Below are 19,125 nucleotides of genomic sequence, written 5' to 3' on the forward strand. Positions count from 1 at the left end.
TGGCTTGTAGTGTTAAAGAAGCGCCAAAAAAGTTAAATAGTTCATTTATTCCCTAGAATGTTTATCTGCGGGAAAATTATACCATTCAATTCTGGAATACTTTTGGGTATACCCATAAATATCCAAAACCAAATAAAGCCACAAGAAAGAACCAAATTGGATGTATTGAGGCAGTAATAGTCCTTTCTACAAAACTGTCAGATATTGCAGTAAAAAACCTTCTATTTGCTTTCTGCCGTCTTTTAGTTCTTAAAGACTGCCAAGTAGTACTATCTACAACAAAAAAATCCAAACCTACATGAGTTTTATCTTTAAGAAGAAGGGAATTCCATCCTTTATTTTTGGGGTAGGTTGTACTGCTCCAAAGTGAAGGAATATCTACATGTTGTCTCAATGCAATTTGATATTTATCAGTACTGAACACTTGAGGTTTTTCGATGGATGTTCGAAGTTCAAATTGAAAAGGGTGGTTTTCCAAAGGGAAATTGTTAGTTACCTCCCAATCTGTTAGCAGAGTTTTTTTCTTGGAGAGCTTATTTACAATTTCAGACCAAAATTGACGATAGATCCCTGTTTTACCATCTAGTTGGAGCTGATAGGTGTTTTGGATTACAGAAGCCCCTATCCTACCCTGCTGTATCCGTTTATATGCTGTTACAAGATTTCCCTTAGAAGTATGAATTTCTTCTATTCCATCAACATCCTTAAATCGAAATGTGAATTTCTCCAATAATACCTTCGGAAATTCATTCAAGGTCGCCTTGGGAATTCCATCCTTCTCAAATTCTAATCCGTGTCTTTTAGAAGACCTGTCAAATAAGCTAGCTTCTGACTGGACAAACAATCCCATTCCTTTATGCTGTATTGTTTTTTCAATAGATGTCCAGGACCTGGTGGATAAGTTTCTAAAGGAAGTTCCGTCAATGAAAAGCAAATCAAAGTTTTCCAATTCTTTTTCCCCAAAACGATAGATAGGAATTCTTTTCGTATTGAAATACTCGAACTTATAGCGCCCACGAGTTAATTGACTTCTTACTACTACCTCATGCCCCATTTCTGCTAAATAGTTTTTCAAATATTTCGTCTCAAAAGTTGGGAAGCTATTGACCAAAAGTATTTTAAGGCTATTTTTATCTATCACTTTGAAGGGCAAGGGTTCTTTCAAAATCGCTTCTCCTAAGGAGTCCTTTTCAACCAATTGAAAAACAAAGTTCCCAATTGCTTTTAAGGGAGTAGAAAGTTCAAACGCCTGAATCGTTTCAGAATTGAACTCGAGCGAATCCAGGCCTTGCGAATTGCCATCCTGAAGGACAAGCCTATGAGAAGCTCTTGCGTTATGATATCTGCCTTCAATTTTCAAAGGCTCGCCCAAAACATTTTCCTGGGTATATTTTAAATCTATTATTCCGGAGGGTACCTCAGCTCCCAAATAGCGCACAGAACGATTTTCAAATTGCCAAAAATCATAGGAGGCAACGCCATTCCCCAAGACAAACAAATTACCCAATGAATCTAAGACTTGACCTATTTGAGCATTCTCCTGATAATCAAGAATTGTAATCCCTTTTATGCTCTTTTTTAAACTATCTAGATGTTTTTGACTGTAACCGTTTGTTAGCAGTACTCCTGCATTTGATTGCACTACCCTTTTACTCAGCGGCTTAAGGGCCAACATAGCAAGCGAAAGGATGGTTATCAGGGAAATCAAACTATGAAAATAGAATCGTTTTTTTATGGGGGTACTCCATTCTTTCCAAACAAATAAAATCCATAATACCGATGCCGCAATAGCAACTGGCCAAAGTAAATAAGAGTTTTGAAAAAGATCTGTATCAATCATTGATTTCCAATTCTTTTAGCATCAATGTATTCATCTCGTCTTGAAAAAAGGTTCTTTTGGAAGGGTTGGCTTCAATAGTGGGCAATGCCCGTAATAATCCGGATTGCACTTCAAGTAATTCTTGCACAGTTATTTGCTCCTTTTCAGATATCCATTTTAAGCGTTGTAGTGTATTGAGGTATTTACTTGGGTTTTTAATTGCTAAAACGGCCAACTCATTTCCAGCAGCATCGAAAAGTCCTCTATCTGTATCTACTAGTTTAGATTGATTAGCAACAATCTCGGTAATTCTAGTAACAGCTTCCCGCATTGCGGAAAAATCATCTTCCTTGACTACATCATCAACCTTCTGTAAAGTTTTGATGTCTTTAATTTCTCCGCTTAATCGTTTGTCTTCCTTTATGGGCGGTGGGTCGAAGCCAATGCGATGCACATAAATTCGAGAGCTGTTTTTAATCTCTTGAATCAACTTCAAGGCCCGATATTGGTAAGGCAAAGAGTTTTCGGGAGTATACAAACGAAGATGTAATTCTGCATCCCACATTTCAGCCATCGCCTGTCGTAGTTTACTTTTTAAAGATTGTGTGAAAAGAGTTGATTCTTCGGGGTCATCATGGTTGTGTAAATAATTGCTGAGCGGGTCTTCCTCTTCATCAGTCTCTTCTTCTTCATGGTCGAGATCTGCAAGGTTATGCTCATTGTCGTGGTCATGGTCATGTGTGTACGCTCCCAATGGGTCATCTTCTTCCTGTTCACCTTCTGGCAATGCCTCTGGTTCAATTTCTTCAGTAACCTGAATCCCCGAATCCGCTTCATCACCCATAAATTCCCCATATTTTAATCGGAGCGCCTTTTGGTCATAACCCAATTCGTTGCTGGTAAAATTGAATTCCTTTTCAGTAAGCTTGTTTTTATCGGCAATCAATTTCTCAGTGTCGATAATTAGCTGTCGTTGACTTCTAAAGTAATCCGGCATTAAATCAACACCCATGGTACCTTCCACGGCAAATCGATTCGAAACTGTATCACGTATTACCGCGAAAAAAGTTTCACTGCGGGCTCGGTTGGGTTTGGGCTGCTTTGTATCTATAGCTTCTATATAGAAATACAATTCGTCACCGGCCTCCATTTTTAGTGCAGCCAAATCTATCGTCTTCTTCAAATTCAGTTTTTTACTTCTGGAATTAAGGGCACCAAAAGACAATCGCTCTTCTCTAAACTTAACGGATTCTCCCTCACCCTTGGTTACTGTTGCAATAATGTAAACATCTGAAATTCCGTAATCATCAGAGATTAAAGTATTGAAATTCAGTATTTTATCATCTTTCGCGTCAAATGAGCTAAACTGCTTTAGCTGTTGTATTTCAATTTCAGGAATCTCATCTTTTACCACTTCTATTGAATACAAGTCTGACAAATAGTTCGTGCCTCCTAAATCCTTAAACTTGAAATTGTAAAATCCTGATTGCGCTAACTGGATGCTTTTTATATATTTTGTGCCCTTCAATTTCATGGAATTACTTTCTCCATTTCTTTCCATAAAAACACTATCCACAACTTTATCGAATTGAATGCTCCAAAAGATAGTTGAACCTTCCAAAGCTTTGATATTCATATTCGTTGTTGTTTTGGGAGGGAGCCCTGTGTAAGCAGGATATTTAATAGTAAGCCTTTGTTCCTTGATACTTGGGGGATTTGATTCGGACACCACAGAATCCAAAGCTTGAAAAACAATGGCTTCCTTAGTTGCGGGACTATTATTACTAGTATTCAGATTTCCAAACAAATTGAAATAGTACAGAAAAAAAGCAGCTACTCCGAAAACCAATAACCAAAGAAGCGCCCTTTTCAAAGGGACTTTAGGTTCCACTTTGCCAATTTCAGTTTTCAACCGCTCTTCTATCCTATGCCTTTGCAATAAAGCTATATCAGAAAGTTCAGTTTTTGGAGTTAGAAATAATCCTGTGCTGTTCTCCATTCCTCCCAAGCTTTGATCCAAAAAGCTAGAAGCTTTGTTAAGGTTAATTTGCCAAGGCTTTCTGATTAAAAGTAATACCAGTCCACAAACGACAAAGCCACACATTGTTGCCATGAGATTAAAGCTTACAGCAAAAACCAACAAAGCAAAACCCAAAGCGTATGCACAGACCTCAACGACGAGCAGAAATTGCCATCGTTTTGTAAACTGAATGACTATATGTTTTCCAGTCATACTCATTGCTTTCTCAATTTGGATACAATACGTTCTAAAATGATAACCAGAATCAAAGCCAACCATAGCCAAGAAGTCATTTGAACTAGACCAGCTGTATTTTTTATCAGTTTTACTTCTGATTTTAAGGGCTGGAGTTCATTTTCAGCCACTGTTCTTACATCGCTCATACGTATTGTGCGTTCAAGTCCCGCTCTTTGATTCAGAAGTTTTAATAGCTTTTCAGGAAGATGTTCTTTAACAATATTTTCACTATTCAATAATTCTGTAAGATGAAAAAGGTTTTGGGTTGGGCCTTCTGTAATTAATTGACTTGCGAAGGTATCAGGTTGATAGCTAATAACATTTGCTTGCGTTTCAAGAGTTAGCGTATGATCAAACGTAATAAGTGTATTAAAATCCTCGATATCCTTTATATCGTTTAAAACTTCAATCTTCAGTGGTCTATCCAAAAATCGGGAAATACCACGATAGGCCGCTTGAATAAATTGGACTTGGTTGCTTAAAGAATCATTTTCAAGAATGCCTATTTTAATTGGAATGTCTTTTTTGAGGGCAATCCAGTCTTTTGAATCGGATGTCAATAAACGTATGCTATCCTTTTGAGTATTAAACTCAATCAAATCACTATCAAAAGAGATACTGTCCTTTTTAAAGGAAAGTGAATTAGTGTTGCTTGACATGGTAAGCACTTCAGCATAAGCATCTTTCTCTTTTGCCTCAGTTAGATTTTGATTGATTTCATTGGACTCAACAACTATCCAATGTGTATTTGTTTTAATTTTTGGACGCTTACCTTTCAAACCTTTTCTAAATCCTCTGGAAAAAATGACAATACTATCCGAAGGAATGAATTGCATTTCTCGCGCTAATTGCCAATAGGAAGGTGTATTTGAAAGCTTCGAAAAATCATAATCATTCCATTTAGGAAATCCACTTTCTAGGATTCGAACAGATTCCTTCGAAATCGTATCCAAAATAGAACGCATCCGTTCATCGTTAACTAAGCTAGACTCAACCAAATAGCTGATAGCCGTATTTTCTTCCATCGAGGTAATACTGGGTTCTGCCATGATAAAAACCAACAATAGAATGGTAAGCAGTCGTAAAAGTAATAACCACAATTCGTTAAGTTTGATACTACTCGTTTGCTTTGGTTCAGATGCTTCGAGCAGTTTTGTACTACCTACCTTTATCGTTTTTACCTTTTTACGGCTCCATAAATGTATTGCAATTGGGATTAGCAATCCCAATAACCCCCATAGATATATAGCGTTTGCGAATACCATTTACAATAGATAGGTTCTTTGTTTTAGAAATAGGTTTAAAGCTTCACCAATGGGATCGTCAAGGGTAAACAAATGATGCGCTATACCATTTGAGAGTAAATTGTTTTTTGTCTCAACCATAGTTTCCTTAAACACTTTGAGGTAATTCCTTTTTGCAGATTTCGTATCAACTTTAACTTTCGCACCGGTTTCTAAATCTTCAAAAACCACATATCCCCTATAGTTGAATTCAAGTTCGTTTTCTCCCATAATCTGTAACACGATGACTTCATTTCGAGCGGTTTTTAATCCTTTTATTTTAGAGGTCAATTCGGCTGTATCCTCATGTAAATCGGTAATAAAAAACAGAAGTTCCTTGCGACTCCGGTCATGCAACTTTTCAAATTCTAAAGATTGTTCAGGCCATTTGCCTTTGCCTTTGATAGTTGCTAATTCATGTAAAAATCGAGTGTATTGCTGCTTTTGTAATACAGGAGGTACGGATTTCAAGCTTTCGTCATTTAAGGCAAACAGACCAATTCTATCGCCTTGATTTTGAGCTAAAGTGGCCAAGGAGGCAATCAATACTTTTGCATATTCCAATTTCGTGATGGTATTCTCTTTATGTAGCATGGACTTACTGGCATCTAGAATAAACTTGACGGTTATATGGGTATCTATTTCCGATTGTTTAATGTAATACCGTCCAGAACGAGCCAACATCTTCCAATCCAATAAACGTAAATCATCCCCAGCTTCGTAACCCCTGTATTGACTGAACTCCAAACCAGCCCCTACTCGTTTACTACGATTTAGACCTGAGAGATATCCATTTACAACGACCCTTGCTATCAATGAAAGTCCTGATAGACTATTGATAATTTTGGGTTGCAATAATTGTCGATAATCTTGTTTCACAGCAAATTTTTAAGAGGATAACTTAATCGTATCTAACAGGTGCTTGGTAACCTCATCTGAAGTAACCCCTTCTGCTTCAGCTTTAAAATTTACAATTACACGATGTCGAAGTACTGGATACGCCACATGCTTTAAATCATCAAGCGTTACCGCTAATCGCCCTGCTTGCAAAGCGCGTGCCTTTGCAGTAAGAATCATTGCCTGACCAGCTCTTGGACCTGCACCCCAATTCACCCACTCCTTTACATAATCATCTGTAGTTGAATCCGGTCTGGTTGCACGAACAATTTTGCTCGTAAAATCAATAAGCTCATCACTAATAGGTATTTCTCGCACTAAAGCTTGGAGCCTTTGGATTTCTTTTCCAGTTACGACACTTTTGACTTTTTCCTTTTTGATACCTGTCGTACTTTTTAGAATACTATTTTCTTCGGATGCACTCGGATATCCTATTTTGATATATAACAAGAATCTATCTTGCTGTGCTTCCGGCAAAGGAAATGTTCCCGACTGTTCTATAGGGTTCTGCGTAGCCAAAATAAAAAAAGGTTTGTCCAATTCGTAGGTCTTTCCGGAATAGGTAACCTCAAATTCTTGCATAGCTTCCAAGAGCGCAGCTTGGGTTTTTGGAGGTGTTCTGTTTATCTCATCGGCAAGTATGATATTCGCGAAAATCGGACCTTTATTAAATTCAAAAAACTTCTTACCTGTTGTATGATCTTCTTCTAGAATTTCTGTCCCAATAATATCCGAAGGCATTAAATCTGGTGTAAACTGTATTCTGCTAAAGTCTAAATCAATGGTCTGCGCTAAGGTTTTAATCATCAAAGTCTTCGCAAGACCAGGAACTCCTTCTAAAAGAGCATGACCACCAGCTAAAAAAGTAATCAACAAATGTTCGATGGTTTCTTCTTGACCTACAATGACTTTCGCCATTTCCTTTTTTAAGTCAGTAAGTTTTCCCGTTAGGGTTTCAACTTCCTGTTGTACTTCCATTAAATGTTTATCCATTCAAATTTTATTTACGAAGTAAGCGCATACATTACGATGTTTACAGCAAATCTTGTATTGTCTATTTTGTACCAACGTTTGTTTCTAAAATCATAATCCCATTCGCACCCATAGTCCTTGTTACTATATAAAACCCCGATTCTTCCATTGATTTCAATGGCTTTCAGGTATTCATGCACCAAATCATCTCCCCAGCCATTTAGTTCTTGAGATGTGGTTGGCGGTCCATCTTCAAATTTGAAGAAGATATTGTACAATTCATGATTGTTTGGGATTTTCTTCAATTTTCCTTCCCCAAAAATCTCATCCATTTGCCTTTCAAAAGATTTTGCAAATAATCCATCTATATCGTGATTACAGTCATCTACAAAAACAAAACCACCATTGTTGACGTACTTCTCAAAGTTCTCTCTTTCCTGTTTGGTAAACTGCACCAACTTATGACCTGAAAGATAACAGAAGGGTGATTTGAAAATATCATCACTCGCCAAAGTGATAATCTTCTCCTGCTTATCAACCGCCAGAGTTGTATATTCTACCAATGAATTCAAAAGGTTTGAGGGCATTCGTTGGTCTACATCCCAATCACCAGATTCATATTGTAATCGTGTAAAGAAAAATTCGTTGTTCAAGTTCTAAATCTAAAATGATTTTTGATATGTGCCTTTTCTGTTATAAAAAAGAATCTCCGACGTCATAAAACATCGGAGATTCGAATACATTTCAAAATTGATTATACGGCATCAGATAAACTGGTGAAAGTGAAATCCCGAATTTTCATATACGGAATCAAATTACCATCAACCCTCTCTTGTTTCCCAAGGGTTTCCAAGTTATTCAGCATAATAATCGGGCTTTCATTAAATCTCAAATTCTTGATAGGATATTTGATAGCACCATTCTCAATATAGAAAGTTCCGTCTCTTGTAAGTCCCGTATAAAGTAATGTTTGTGGATCTACCGAACGGATATACCATAAGCGTGTCACCAAAATTCCTTTTTTAGTGCTTTTGATTAAATCATCCAAGGAATCATCACCTCCTGCCATGATAAAGTTGCTTGGAAACGGGACTGGGTCTACGCCCTTTTCCTTGGCCCAAAATCTGCCATAGGCTAAGTTTTTGACGACTCCATTTTCAATCCAACTAGTTTTCTTTAAAGGTTGACCTGCACCATTCCAGGTAGCACTAGGCACCTCAATATTCAATGGGTCTGACCAAAGTTGTACTCGTTCATCAACAATTTTATCGCCGAGTTTATTTCCGCCTTCTTTGGACATGAAACTTCTTCCTTCATCTGCTGAACGCGCACTAATAGCTCGCCCAAGTCCATTTAGTAGACCTAATCCGGCCGATGGTTCTAAGATTACGGTGTATTTACCTGGTTCGATTGCTTTTGCCTCCCTTGACATAACCGCTTTGTCAATTGCGACTTTTGACGCTTCCTTCGCATCAAATTTGCTTACATCATTTACATCTCTAGTTACCCAACCAGAACCTGTACCATCGTTTGTACGCATGGTAACCGTAAATTCAAGATTAGTCTCTTTATTGTAAGCGAAAAGTCCTTTGGAGTTCATCATTGCACTGAATCCTGCAGAATCATCTAAAAACCCTGCCGCTGTAACATCTTTGGCTACAGCAGGTTCAATACTGCTATTTGCAACCTCAGCACGAAACTCAGGAGTAATATTAGCCGTTGATTCGACATAGGTAATTGAATTGTCATACACCTGCGGACCCAATGGGCCCATAAACTCAGGATTCTCCGGAGAAAGCTTTGCAAGCTCCTCTGATCTAGCCACCACTCTTTTCAAAGATTCATCATCGAATTCGTCTATTGTTGCGGTACCCATTTGCTTACCAAAATTGGATTGTACCACCAAGGTCTGATTTGAACGATGCCCAGCGGTAGAAACTGAATTTCGAGCATAGCGGATATTCCCACTTTCGCTCCCTTCTAAATTAACTTCGCAAGCATCAGCTTTGGAAAGGCTAAGTGCCTTTTCCATTATCTTTCTTGCTTCTTCTTCTGTATATATTGCCATTGTAATTATCTTTTAATGAAACTGGAGATTACACCGTTCTACCCGTATTAATAACATTGATGCCATTAAATCGTGTGGTAGAACTACCATGGGAAACCGCACTTACCTGTGGCGGTTGACCTTTTCCGTCAAAGAACGAACCGAACAAACGGTAATCGCTCTGATCACATATTTTGGCGCATGAATTCCAGAATTCTTGCGTGTTTGATTGATAAGCAACGTCGTTTAACATGCCTACAATCTCGCCATCTTTAATTTCATAAAATACAGTTCCTCCAAATTGGAAGTTGTATCGCTGTTGGTCAATAGAATACGAACCTCTGCCAGCTATGTAAATTCCTTTTTCAACATCTTTAATCATTTGTTGAACAGAATAGGCCTCCTTGCCAGCTTCTAATGAAATATTTGGCATTCTTTGGAACTGTACATCATTCCAACTCTGTGCATAACAACAACCGTGTGATTCATTTTGGTCAATCATTTTCACCTGATCCCGAATAGCCTGATAGTTCACCAAAACACCATTCCGAATGATATCCCATTGTTTGCAAGGAACACCTTCGTCATCATAACCAACAGCACCTAACGAACCTACTTGAGTTTTGTCTGCAACGATGTTCACGATATCACTACCATATTTAAAGTCTTTGGATTCCCATTTATCAATGGTAGCAAAGCTTGTACCTGCATAATTGGCTTCGTAACCCAATACACGATCCAATTCCGTGGGATGCCCTACAGATTCATGTATCGTCAAACCTAGGTGATTTGGTTCTAGAACTAGGTCATATTTACCTGGATCAACCGATTTAGCCGTTAGCATTTCTTTGGCTTGTTTGGCTGCAGTGGTTGCGTCTTCAACCATATCGTAACTATTGCGATATAATTTAAGTCCGGCTGCACCATCTAGTTTTTCGGACGCTAGTCCATCCATATATTCATACCCCATTCCCATGGGTGCACTCATTGCTTGTCTTGTTTTGAATTTACCGGCAGCTTGATCCACTGCGGTTACTCCAAATGTTGGCCAAATACGATGAACATCTTGGTCGATATAGGAACCGTCGGTTGAAGCAAAATACTTTTGCTCGTTGACCATAAATAAAGCGGAGTTCACAAAGTTTGCACCATTCTCAAGTGCAGCAGCATTTGCGTTAAGTAACAAATCAACCTTTTCAGAAACTGGAACATCTTTGAAATCTTTTTTAATAGGAGTCTTCCATGAAACCTCCCCTTGACCCGATACTGGAGCCAAAACAACGGGTTCTTTTTGAAATTTAGAATTCGCTTTCGCAATAGCAACAGCCTGCTGCGTAGCTTTTTGGATTCCGTCTTCGGTAACATTGTTGGTTGAAGCAAAACCCCAAGTACCATTTGCAATCACTCGAATTCCGATTCCGAAAGATTCGGTATTTACTACATTTTGAACCTTATCTTCACGTGTGAATACATATTGGTTCAAATACCTACCAATACGGGCATCAGCATAGGTGGCACCCATGGACTTTGCCGTATTAAGGGCAACATCAGCCATGCGTTTTTTAACAATAACATCCATACCAGGGGCTAGCAATGCCTCAGCTGCAATAGAATTGCCCATCATTGTTGTGGGTAACAATAGTGCACCTGCCCCTAATCCGGACATTTGAACAAAATCTCTTCTTTTCATGTGTGTTTGTTTTTTGATTTTTGAAATCTTCTTGTAATATAGTTAAAAGCATCAATTCCACGAACTGAAAACAGTACCATGGGAATAGTTTTAAGATAATTTTAAGAAGAAGTTGTGAGCGAGGTTTATGAACTCAATTCATCCCAATCGTAATATGAGATTTTCGTAACATGATTTCTGACCGCCACTGCAGCAATATAATCCGAAGCTGGTTTAAAGGAAAACAAGTTCCATTCGACTTTCTCTTTTAAATTCCATTGAGTTTCTAATAGTTTTGCCTCTTCATCATTTTCTAAGGAAACGGCAAACTTATCCAAGGGAAATGAGAGTCCGCTGCCTTCTGCTTTGATAAATGATTCTTTTCGTGTCCAACAGCGAAAGAAAGCCGCGGGCAAATTTTCTTCGGATTGTCTCTCTAAGACTTCAATCTCTTTTTTAGAGAAGAAATTCTGTGCTAATTCCAAAACATCGAAATCATATTTTATTTTTTCAATGTCAACTCCTATTTCAGTGTTCCTGAAGAAGGCAAAAGCAGCCCTATTTCCTGAATGGGATACGTTGAACTTTAAGTTACTTTCAAAATCAAGGATTGGCTTTCCATAGGAGGTGTATTTAAACTTTATATCCTTTGCCTTCATATCCAGATAACTTCCTAATAAAAGTCTTAGAATCCCGCGGGAAATAATATAGCAATCTCTGTCCTTTTCAAATTTGAATTTTCCACTGCGAGCGCGTTCATCAGTCGAAAGTATGGAATGAAAAGAGTCAAGCCTGTTCTTATTTTGATTGAAATCACAATACCAGAAATGGATTGTTTTATCAGTAAGGCTTTTTTTCTTTAATTCCATTTCCTCCATTAATTTAGAAAAGGAGTTATTTCTCTTTGACGATACTCTTGATAGAGCTCATTCATTTCAATCATCTTGCTCTTGAATGAAGCTTCAGTCAAAATTCGTACTATATTATGCCGTATCGTTTCACTTGTGTCCATATCCTTATCTCCCCGAAGGCCCATTCCTTGGTAAGCTATCCTAGCAGCGTTGCCATTTTGATCAAAAAACTTTCCTGAATAGGCTAAAATAGGCACCGCGAAATGCAAGCATTCATTAATACTATTTATTCCGGCATGATTAATACTGCAATCTGATTTTTCTAGTACCTTGAGTTGCGGCACCCAACTAAACAAAAATATGTTCTCAGGAATTGCTCCTAATAATTCTGGATTTATATTACCACCCAAGGTCATTATCAAAAGCCAATTCTCCTCATCACTTACAGCTTCAATTACTTTTTTCAAAAAGGATACATCACCTTTGACAAAACTACTTACAGAGCAATAAATAAGTTTTTTGCTTGAGTTTTCTTTTAGTGCTAAAACTTTCGATATCCGGTTTTCTGTATCCAGATTCGAATTTATACCTATCCTATTTTCAAACACCATGGGACCTAAATACCTAAGATTATTTGCTGGCGTATGAGGAAATTCCATTTCTTGCATCGCCAAAGTCAAAATGGGTAATTTGTTAAAACTATACAACGGTGGAAGCGTATTGAGCAATAGGTTATTTCTCGAAAATCCAATTTCCTTGGCATATTTTCGAAAGACCTCTCTTCGGTAGTTGTTAAAAGTGAGTTTGTTAATCCATAATCTACCGTAAACCATTAATCTCATCTTAACCCAAGAAAGGGATATACCCAGCTTGCTTCCACTAAATCCTTGACCGGGAATAATTGAAGTACGAATTGAGGGTAATTTCACATCAATTTTATCTGAAAACCAAGTATGGCACAATATGACAGGAATTTTAGTCGCCAGTGCGGGGAAAATAATGTCATGCAATTCCACATCTATAATAATCCTATCCGGATTGAGCTCGATAATAATCTTTTTATATTCCTCGAGATGTAATATTCTCTTTCCTCTTTTGTAATGTTTGCCCAAATTCATGAAATGGAATTTGAATCTGGCAAACAATGAATACTGCACAACTTGCTCGGAATCATCAAAGTAGAAATTGATTTCTGGGATTTCAACGTAGCTAAATCCCTGTTTATGTACTTTTTTAGCAATTTCAGCGGAACAAAGGTAGGTAACCTTATGACCTTCTATCTCCAACCTCGAAACCAAAGCGAAGGTTGAATGAAGCCGACCTGTTAAACTTGGTGCTGCAACCGCTATATGCATTTATTAATTTTAGAAATGATATTCTTTTAAACCGAGAACTCGTCTATTCTGGCAGAAACCTCTTTAACGTCTGGTTCTTCAAATAAATTTATGTGAGCCCCCTTCGTTCGAGCTACCTTGACTTCTCCGGATACCAAAGTCTGCCATGATTCTACAATCTCGGTATTTATGCTTTCTTCTTCTTTATCGGTAAGTATGATTGCCACCTGACCACTTACTGGATTCCAGTCATATACTTTACAAATCTTTCCTAAGTTAGCATTCATTTCTAGCAGTGCCTTTTCTTCAGGAGTTGCCCTAGCTTTGGAAAACCTTGATTTGTAGTGGACCCATCTCGTTGAAACCATAGCAACAAGGGTTTTAACAGGATTCCTTAAAGAGCGCTTCAAAAAGCCTTTGACGCGCATTTTCAAACGTTTGGGGGTATTCAAGTTCCAGGGGTCAGCCATAGTGTCCATTACAATCAAATTGGCAACCTGCCCTTGTTCACTTAGCTGCTTGGCCATTTGGTGACCTACAGCGACACTGAAACAATACACCATAATATTATAAGGCCCCTCAGGCTGTAAATTACGCATTGCTCTGAGATAGTCAGTGGCCATTTGCTCTATACTTTCATGAATACCTTTTTCAGCGTAAACACCCGAGGCTTGAATAGCATAGATGGGGCGATTTGCATCTATATGCTTAGTTAAGACATTATAGAAGAAAATATGCCCTCCTCCGGCATGAATACAAAAGAGAGGATTCTTCGAGCCTTCTTTACGCAAAGCAACTAAATAATCCCATTCTTGGTCTTGGGTTTTCTTGGAAGCTAAGAAATCTGCTAATTTCGAAATGGTCTGATAATCAAATATTTGATTGGGGGAAAGCAGCATTCCCTCCTTTTTGGCTTTTGAAATGAACTGAATACTTAGAATAGAATCTCCCCCTAAATCAAAAAAGTTATCATCTGTACTAATAGTATCCATTTGGAGTACTTCTTTCCAAAGATCCAATAATTTCGATTCCAAATCATTGGCTGGTAAAATCAATTCTTCAGAGTTCAGTACTGATTCTTCAATTCGAAGCTTTTGTAAACCGAGTTTATCGATTTTTCCATTCGGTAAAGTGGTAATTTCTTCAACCTGAATTATTAAGCTAGGAACCATATAATCTGGCAATCGGTCCTTTAGATATGTTTTGAGTTCTTTGACATCCAAATTAACATCAGCTGTCACATAACCTGCTAAACGTTTCGAATCGTTGTCTCCAAAGGTCTCCACCAGTACAACAACCCGCTTCAGATCATTATATTCTTGAATGGTCCTTTCGATTTCATCGATTTCAATGCGATAACCACGTATTTTGACCTGTTGGTCCGACCTCCCTAAAAATTCGATGGTGCCATCTGAACGATATCTTCCTAAATCCCCAGTCTTATACAATTTATCTTTGGGAGAATTCCCAAAAGGATTTTCCACATATGCTTTTAACGTTAATTCTGGTCTCTTATAATATTCTCCAGAAAGCCCAACTCCACCAACATATATTTCACCTACGGCACCGAGGGGAACCCTGTTCAAAAATTCATCTAAAAGATAGATTTCTGCATTTGCCACGGCTTTTCCTAACGGGACAGTTGCCGTTAAATGTTCTTTCACAATTTTATGAGCAATACACCAAACAGTAGCCTCAGTAGGGCCGTATTCATTATACAATTCAACAGCATCGAATTTTTCAAAATGTGCTGCGCACAAGGATACTGGACATGCTTCACCAGCAACCATAACAGTGTCTAAACTTTTCAGTTTAGAAGTATTTCCATGTTCTAAAATTAAATTATAAAGCGACGGCAGCATTAGCGTATGACTCACGCCATTTTGAGCAATCACTTCTTCTATTCTAGAAATATCTTGTTCAATACGGTTTTCCGCGATTATTAGGTTTCCTCCTGTACAAAGTGTCCAAAAGATACCCGCTTTTGAGCTATCAAAGGAAATGGAGGACATCAGCAAAAATACCTCCGGATTTGTATTGTAAAATTCCAATCTACCACCCGTGGAATTGATGATGTTCTTATGTGTTATGGGAACGCCTTTAGGGTTTCCTGTACTCCCAGAAGTATAAATCATATATGCCAAATCGTTCTCCTCCACTTTCGGAAGCTCTTCCTGGATACCATCAATACTATCCGAAGAATCAATCGATATCAAATGACTATCAAAATTCGAGAACAAATGGCATAGTTCTGAATGCGTAACAACAATATTCACCTCAGCATCAGTAAGCATGAAATCAATGCGCTGAGCGGGGTATTTTGGATCTATTGGCACGTACGCACAACCTGCCTTTAATATGGCAAGCATACCTACAATCATGTCAAGAGAGCGGTCAATACATAAGCCAACAATCTCGTTCCTATTTTTAGTTTTATTGAGGATTTTTTTCGCCTGTAAAGCTGCCTTATCATTCAGTTTTTTATAGCTCATCTTATCATCCATGTAGCTAACAGCTATATTTTCAGGATGTTTAGAACTTATATCAGAAATGATATCATGAATACCGGAATAATCGGCGAAAGGATTTTCAACTTTAGAATGCTGAAGGTTAAAAAACTTACTTTCCTTTTCAGTAAGCATAGGGACTTCAGAAATAGATCGATTTGAGTTTTTAACGATTCCCTCCAAAAGATTTTTAAAATGCTCTTGAAATCTATCGATGGAAGTTGCCTCAAACAAATCACTGGTATACTCAAAAGTGGAGGATAGTATTCCTTCTTCCTCAGAAATATAAAGTGTAAGGTCAAACTTTGATACTCCTGCATCAAAAAATCCGTGTTCTAAAGTAAGTTCAGCTCCAAAGGAGGGCGTTTTGGGTACCGCATGGTACAAAAACATTACCTGGAAAAAAGGATTTATCGAAAGTGAACGTTCTTGTTTCAGTTCTTTTACCAAGGTATCAAAGGGCACATCCTTGTTTGAAAAGGCGTCCAATGTGGTTTGCTTTACCTGTTTCACTAATTCTTTGAAAGGCATGTTTGGAGAAAGGTCTGTTCTCAGAACCACGGTATCATTGAAAAATCCGATAAGATTTTCAAGTGCCTTTTGATCCCGGCTAGCAACAGGGGAGCCTATAAGAATATCTTTTTGACCACTATATCTAAAAAGTAAGGTGTAATAAACGGAAAGAAATAAGACATAAGGTGTTACTTCTAACTCTTTTGCTAATTCGAGGATGGAAGTAGATAATTCTTTAGTAAAGAACTGTGTTGGACTCGCCCCCCCCTTAAAACTTGGTTCAGCTGGTTTTGGGAAATCCGTAGGAAGATTGATATATGGAATATCACCGGACAACTTTTCTTTCCAGTAGTTCAGTTGATTCGAATCTATATCTTGATTTTGTTGCCAGTACGTAAAGTCCGAATATTTAATACTCGAATTCAAGTGATCCATTACAGCATCTGAACATAATGACTTGTAATGTTCTGCCCATTCTTTTCGTAACACCCCCATTGACCACTTATCAGTAGAAATATGATGTAAGGTTAGCAACAAAGCATGTTTTGTTGCATGAATCTTAATCAAAGAAACAAGAACCATCGGATGTTTGGAAAGGTTGAAAGAATACTGCGCATCTGTTAACATAAGCTCCTTCGCGGATTCCTCTGCTTCCGTTTCATCCAGATTGCTTAGGTCATGGTGCGTAACCTTAATGTTAGCTGAAGGCTCAACTTTGAGAAAAAGTTCACCATCCTCCATATGATATGTTGAACGGAGTATATCATGATTATCACATACCAGCTCTAATGCTTTCAAGAGCTTTTCCGTATCTAATTTTCCTTTAAAAACATAACGTTCTGAATAATTGTAAAATGGACTTTCGGGATATAACTGTTGTAAAAACCACAATCTTCGCTGACCATGGGATAAAGGAATGACAGCATCAACCGGCGCTTTAAGTATCTTAGGGGAACCAGCTTCAGATTTATTCTTCGACTTCCATTGACTTAGCAATGAAGCCTTGTCTTTTTGTAATTCTTTTTCTTTTTTCAAGTAGCAAACTTTTATTCCACGGGGCTTCTGAGTCCTAAGGCCCTTAAAATATCACCACCAAAAGTTCGAATACTTTCGTCCAATGGTAAATCGATGTCAAAAGCACGTTCAAATAGCCAGTACAGCGAAATTATGATTAGAAGTCCAGACAAATAGACTAGAAGTTTTGGGTATAATTTCAATTTTCTTAAGAAATAAAGTACAGGGAAAATCAGAGCGATAATTAATACTTGACCTATTTCAACTCCGATATTAAATCCTAATAAAGTGAGGGTCAAAAACTCTCCTTTAAATCCTAACTCGCCCATAACGCTAGCAAATCCGAAGCCATGAAAAAGACCGAATACAAAAGCAATCAACCAGTCTTTTCCTTTAAATATGGGTTTTATATTGTGATAGGCTGCCAAACCAATTGACAAGGCGATAATTGACTCTACCAATCGAGAAGGCAAAACAATTATATTCAACGCGGCCAAGCTCAGCGTAATGGTATGCGCAATTGTGAAGAACGTAACGATTTTTAAAATGTACATAAAGGCTGGTCTAAATTTCTTGACTGGTTCCCAGCCCCATATATTAAATTTACTTTCACCAACCTCAATATCGCCACCTACCAACGCAGGTTTTGAGCGGCGCACAACAGATGGTAAAATCAAGGCAAGTAAAAAGAGTATATGGTCTAAACCTATCCAAATATGCCAAATCCCCTGTTCCACCATGGCAACAAAGCCTTTCCAATAAGACTTTTCAGTTAAATCAAGTGTTTTAGTAACCTTACCTTTTGTAAAATCCAAAGCGAACATTGTTTCGTTGTTCACTAAGCCTGCTTTCCAATTATACTCCATGGTTAGCAAATTTCTTGTATTCGGTATTTCATTGATAAAAGCAGAATACGTCACGACTAAGTCATCAGGCAAAGTCTCAGAGTTCTCCAAATGGAAAGGAATTTTTACAAAAAAACCAAAACTGGTCCAAACCATGGACGTATCATCTTCCGTAAAAATAATTTTGTGCTTCCCATATTTGGATGAAAATGAACTTGTCTTCAACAAATAGGTCTTAATCATTTCGACATGAGGTTCTACATCCTCCCACTCAGGATATTTAGGTAAGCTAAGTCCAAAAGCATCATTGAGTTGATTCACATTAATCTCAAAACGTGCATCAATACCTGCTTCTTCATAAACACGCATGTAGATGATACTTTGATTTGGTTGATGTGAAAATGTTAAAATAGGAAACAGCAGAAAAGCCCAAAGAATGAGCAGAAGTAGTTTTTTCATAGTTATTTTTTTATTTGAATCAAATAAGAAAATAAATAGCGTACAATTCAGGGTGGCTATTTTTCCTTATAAAATTAGTAATAAAACGGACGCTGACGCAACGTTTCGGCATAAATAGAATCTATTGTCTAAAAATATACAATAAGGTATAACCCAAAGCGACGTTAAAAACGTAAGTCTTAAAATACCAAGGTAAATATGGGACAATTTTAAAGTATTGGTTGTAAAAATGTTAATTTTTCGATGACTGAACGCATATCGTAGTTCATTAACTAACAGTTTTTAGCAGTACTTAATATCGATGGCCTAACTTTGCCTTTAGAATTTTTTATGTTTTTTGTCGTTATCTTTTAGTCTATAAATGATGTTACCTACACATTTTGACTATCTGCTGCGATAAAAGTAGCTCCAACTATAATGAACGAAAAAATAATAGCTTTCATCAAGAATGAAATTACGACAGAACCATTGCTAGAAATAGATTCTGAAGATAACCTTTTGGAAAATGGAATTGTAGATTCTATGGGAATGATGAGACTCATCCTTTTTCTTGAAAAACAGTTTAAGAAGCGTGTTCCAACAGAGGATATGACTCTTGAGAATTTCAAAACTGTTGAAAAGATAGCCCTTTATTTTTCAGCCTAGAGACCAAAGTTAT

General features: G+C 37.6%; 13 protein-coding genes. 1 reads left to right on the plus strand and 12 read right to left on the minus strand.

The window, feature by feature from the left end:
- Positions 1-85: 85 nt before the first annotated feature.
- The 12 genes from FEE95_RS17825 to FEE95_RS17880 all read right to left on the minus strand — a co-directional run bounded on the left by FEE95_RS17825 (position 86) and on the right by FEE95_RS17880 (position 18,467).
- A complete protein-coding gene (locus tag FEE95_RS17825; RefSeq protein WP_138659380.1) occupies positions 86-1,840 on the minus strand; it encodes a hypothetical protein in 1,755 nt (584 codons plus the stop codon).
- On the minus strand, positions 1,833-4,058 hold the full coding sequence (locus FEE95_RS17830; protein WP_138659381.1) for a tryptophan-rich sensory protein: 2,226 nt from the start codon (positions 4,056-4,058) through the stop codon (positions 1,833-1,835). The genes FEE95_RS17825 and FEE95_RS17830 overlap by 8 nt, the downstream gene beginning before the upstream one ends.
- A complete protein-coding gene (locus tag FEE95_RS17835) occupies positions 4,055-5,341 on the minus strand; it encodes a BatA domain-containing protein (protein ID WP_138659382.1) in 1,287 nt (428 codons plus the stop codon). The genes FEE95_RS17830 and FEE95_RS17835 overlap by 4 nt, the downstream gene beginning before the upstream one ends.
- A complete protein-coding gene (locus FEE95_RS17840; RefSeq protein ID WP_138659383.1) occupies positions 5,342-6,238 on the minus strand; it encodes a DUF58 domain-containing protein in 897 nt (298 codons plus the stop codon).
- A gap of 9 nt (positions 6,239-6,247) precedes the next feature.
- Entirely contained in the window at positions 6,248-7,249 is a 1,002-nt protein-coding gene (locus tag FEE95_RS17845) for an AAA family ATPase (RefSeq protein ID WP_138659384.1), read from the minus strand.
- 11 nt (positions 7,250-7,260) lie between these two features.
- Positions 7,261-7,881, minus strand: coding sequence for a DUF4159 domain-containing protein (locus tag FEE95_RS17850; RefSeq protein WP_138659385.1), 621 nt, complete (start codon positions 7,879-7,881; stop codon positions 7,261-7,263).
- Positions 7,882-7,982: 101 nt separating this feature from the next.
- Positions 7,983-9,296, minus strand: a complete 1,314-nt coding sequence (locus FEE95_RS17855; RefSeq protein ID WP_138659386.1) for a TldD/PmbA family protein — start codon at positions 9,294-9,296, stop codon at positions 7,983-7,985.
- Between the two features lie 28 nt (positions 9,297-9,324).
- On the minus strand, positions 9,325-10,965 hold the full coding sequence (locus FEE95_RS17860) for a TldD/PmbA family protein (protein ID WP_138659387.1): 1,641 nt from the start codon (positions 10,963-10,965) through the stop codon (positions 9,325-9,327).
- Positions 10,966-11,090: 125 nt separating this feature from the next.
- Positions 11,091-11,813 (minus strand): 4'-phosphopantetheinyl transferase family protein, encoded by a 723-nt coding sequence (locus FEE95_RS17865; RefSeq protein ID WP_171037081.1) that lies wholly within the window; start codon positions 11,811-11,813, stop codon positions 11,091-11,093.
- Positions 11,814-11,821: 8 nt separating this feature from the next.
- Positions 11,822-13,150 carry a nucleotide disphospho-sugar-binding domain-containing protein gene (locus tag FEE95_RS17870; RefSeq protein ID WP_138659389.1) on the minus strand — a complete coding sequence of 443 codons (1,329 nt, stop codon included), beginning with the start codon at positions 13,148-13,150 and terminating at the stop codon, positions 11,822-11,824.
- A gap of 26 nt (positions 13,151-13,176) precedes the next feature.
- Positions 13,177-17,184: a non-ribosomal peptide synthetase gene (locus FEE95_RS17875; protein ID WP_138659390.1), complete on the minus strand. Its 4,008-nt coding sequence runs from the start codon at positions 17,182-17,184 to the stop codon at positions 13,177-13,179.
- Between the two features lie 11 nt (positions 17,185-17,195).
- On the minus strand, positions 17,196-18,467 hold the full coding sequence (locus FEE95_RS17880; protein ID WP_138659391.1) for a HupE/UreJ family protein: 1,272 nt from the start codon (positions 18,465-18,467) through the stop codon (positions 17,196-17,198).
- A gap of 417 nt (positions 18,468-18,884) precedes the next feature.
- Between FEE95_RS17880 and FEE95_RS17885 the strand changes: the two genes are divergently transcribed.
- Positions 18,885-19,112 carry an acyl carrier protein gene (locus FEE95_RS17885; RefSeq protein ID WP_138659392.1) on the plus strand — a complete coding sequence of 76 codons (228 nt, stop codon included), beginning with the start codon at positions 18,885-18,887 and terminating at the stop codon, positions 19,110-19,112.
- The last annotated feature ends 13 nt before the right edge of the window (positions 19,113-19,125 follow it).

The organism is Maribacter algarum (ex Zhang et al. 2020) (assembly GCF_005885635.1).
GTDB lineage: Bacteria > Bacteroidota > Bacteroidia > Flavobacteriales > Flavobacteriaceae > Maribacter_C > Maribacter_C algarum.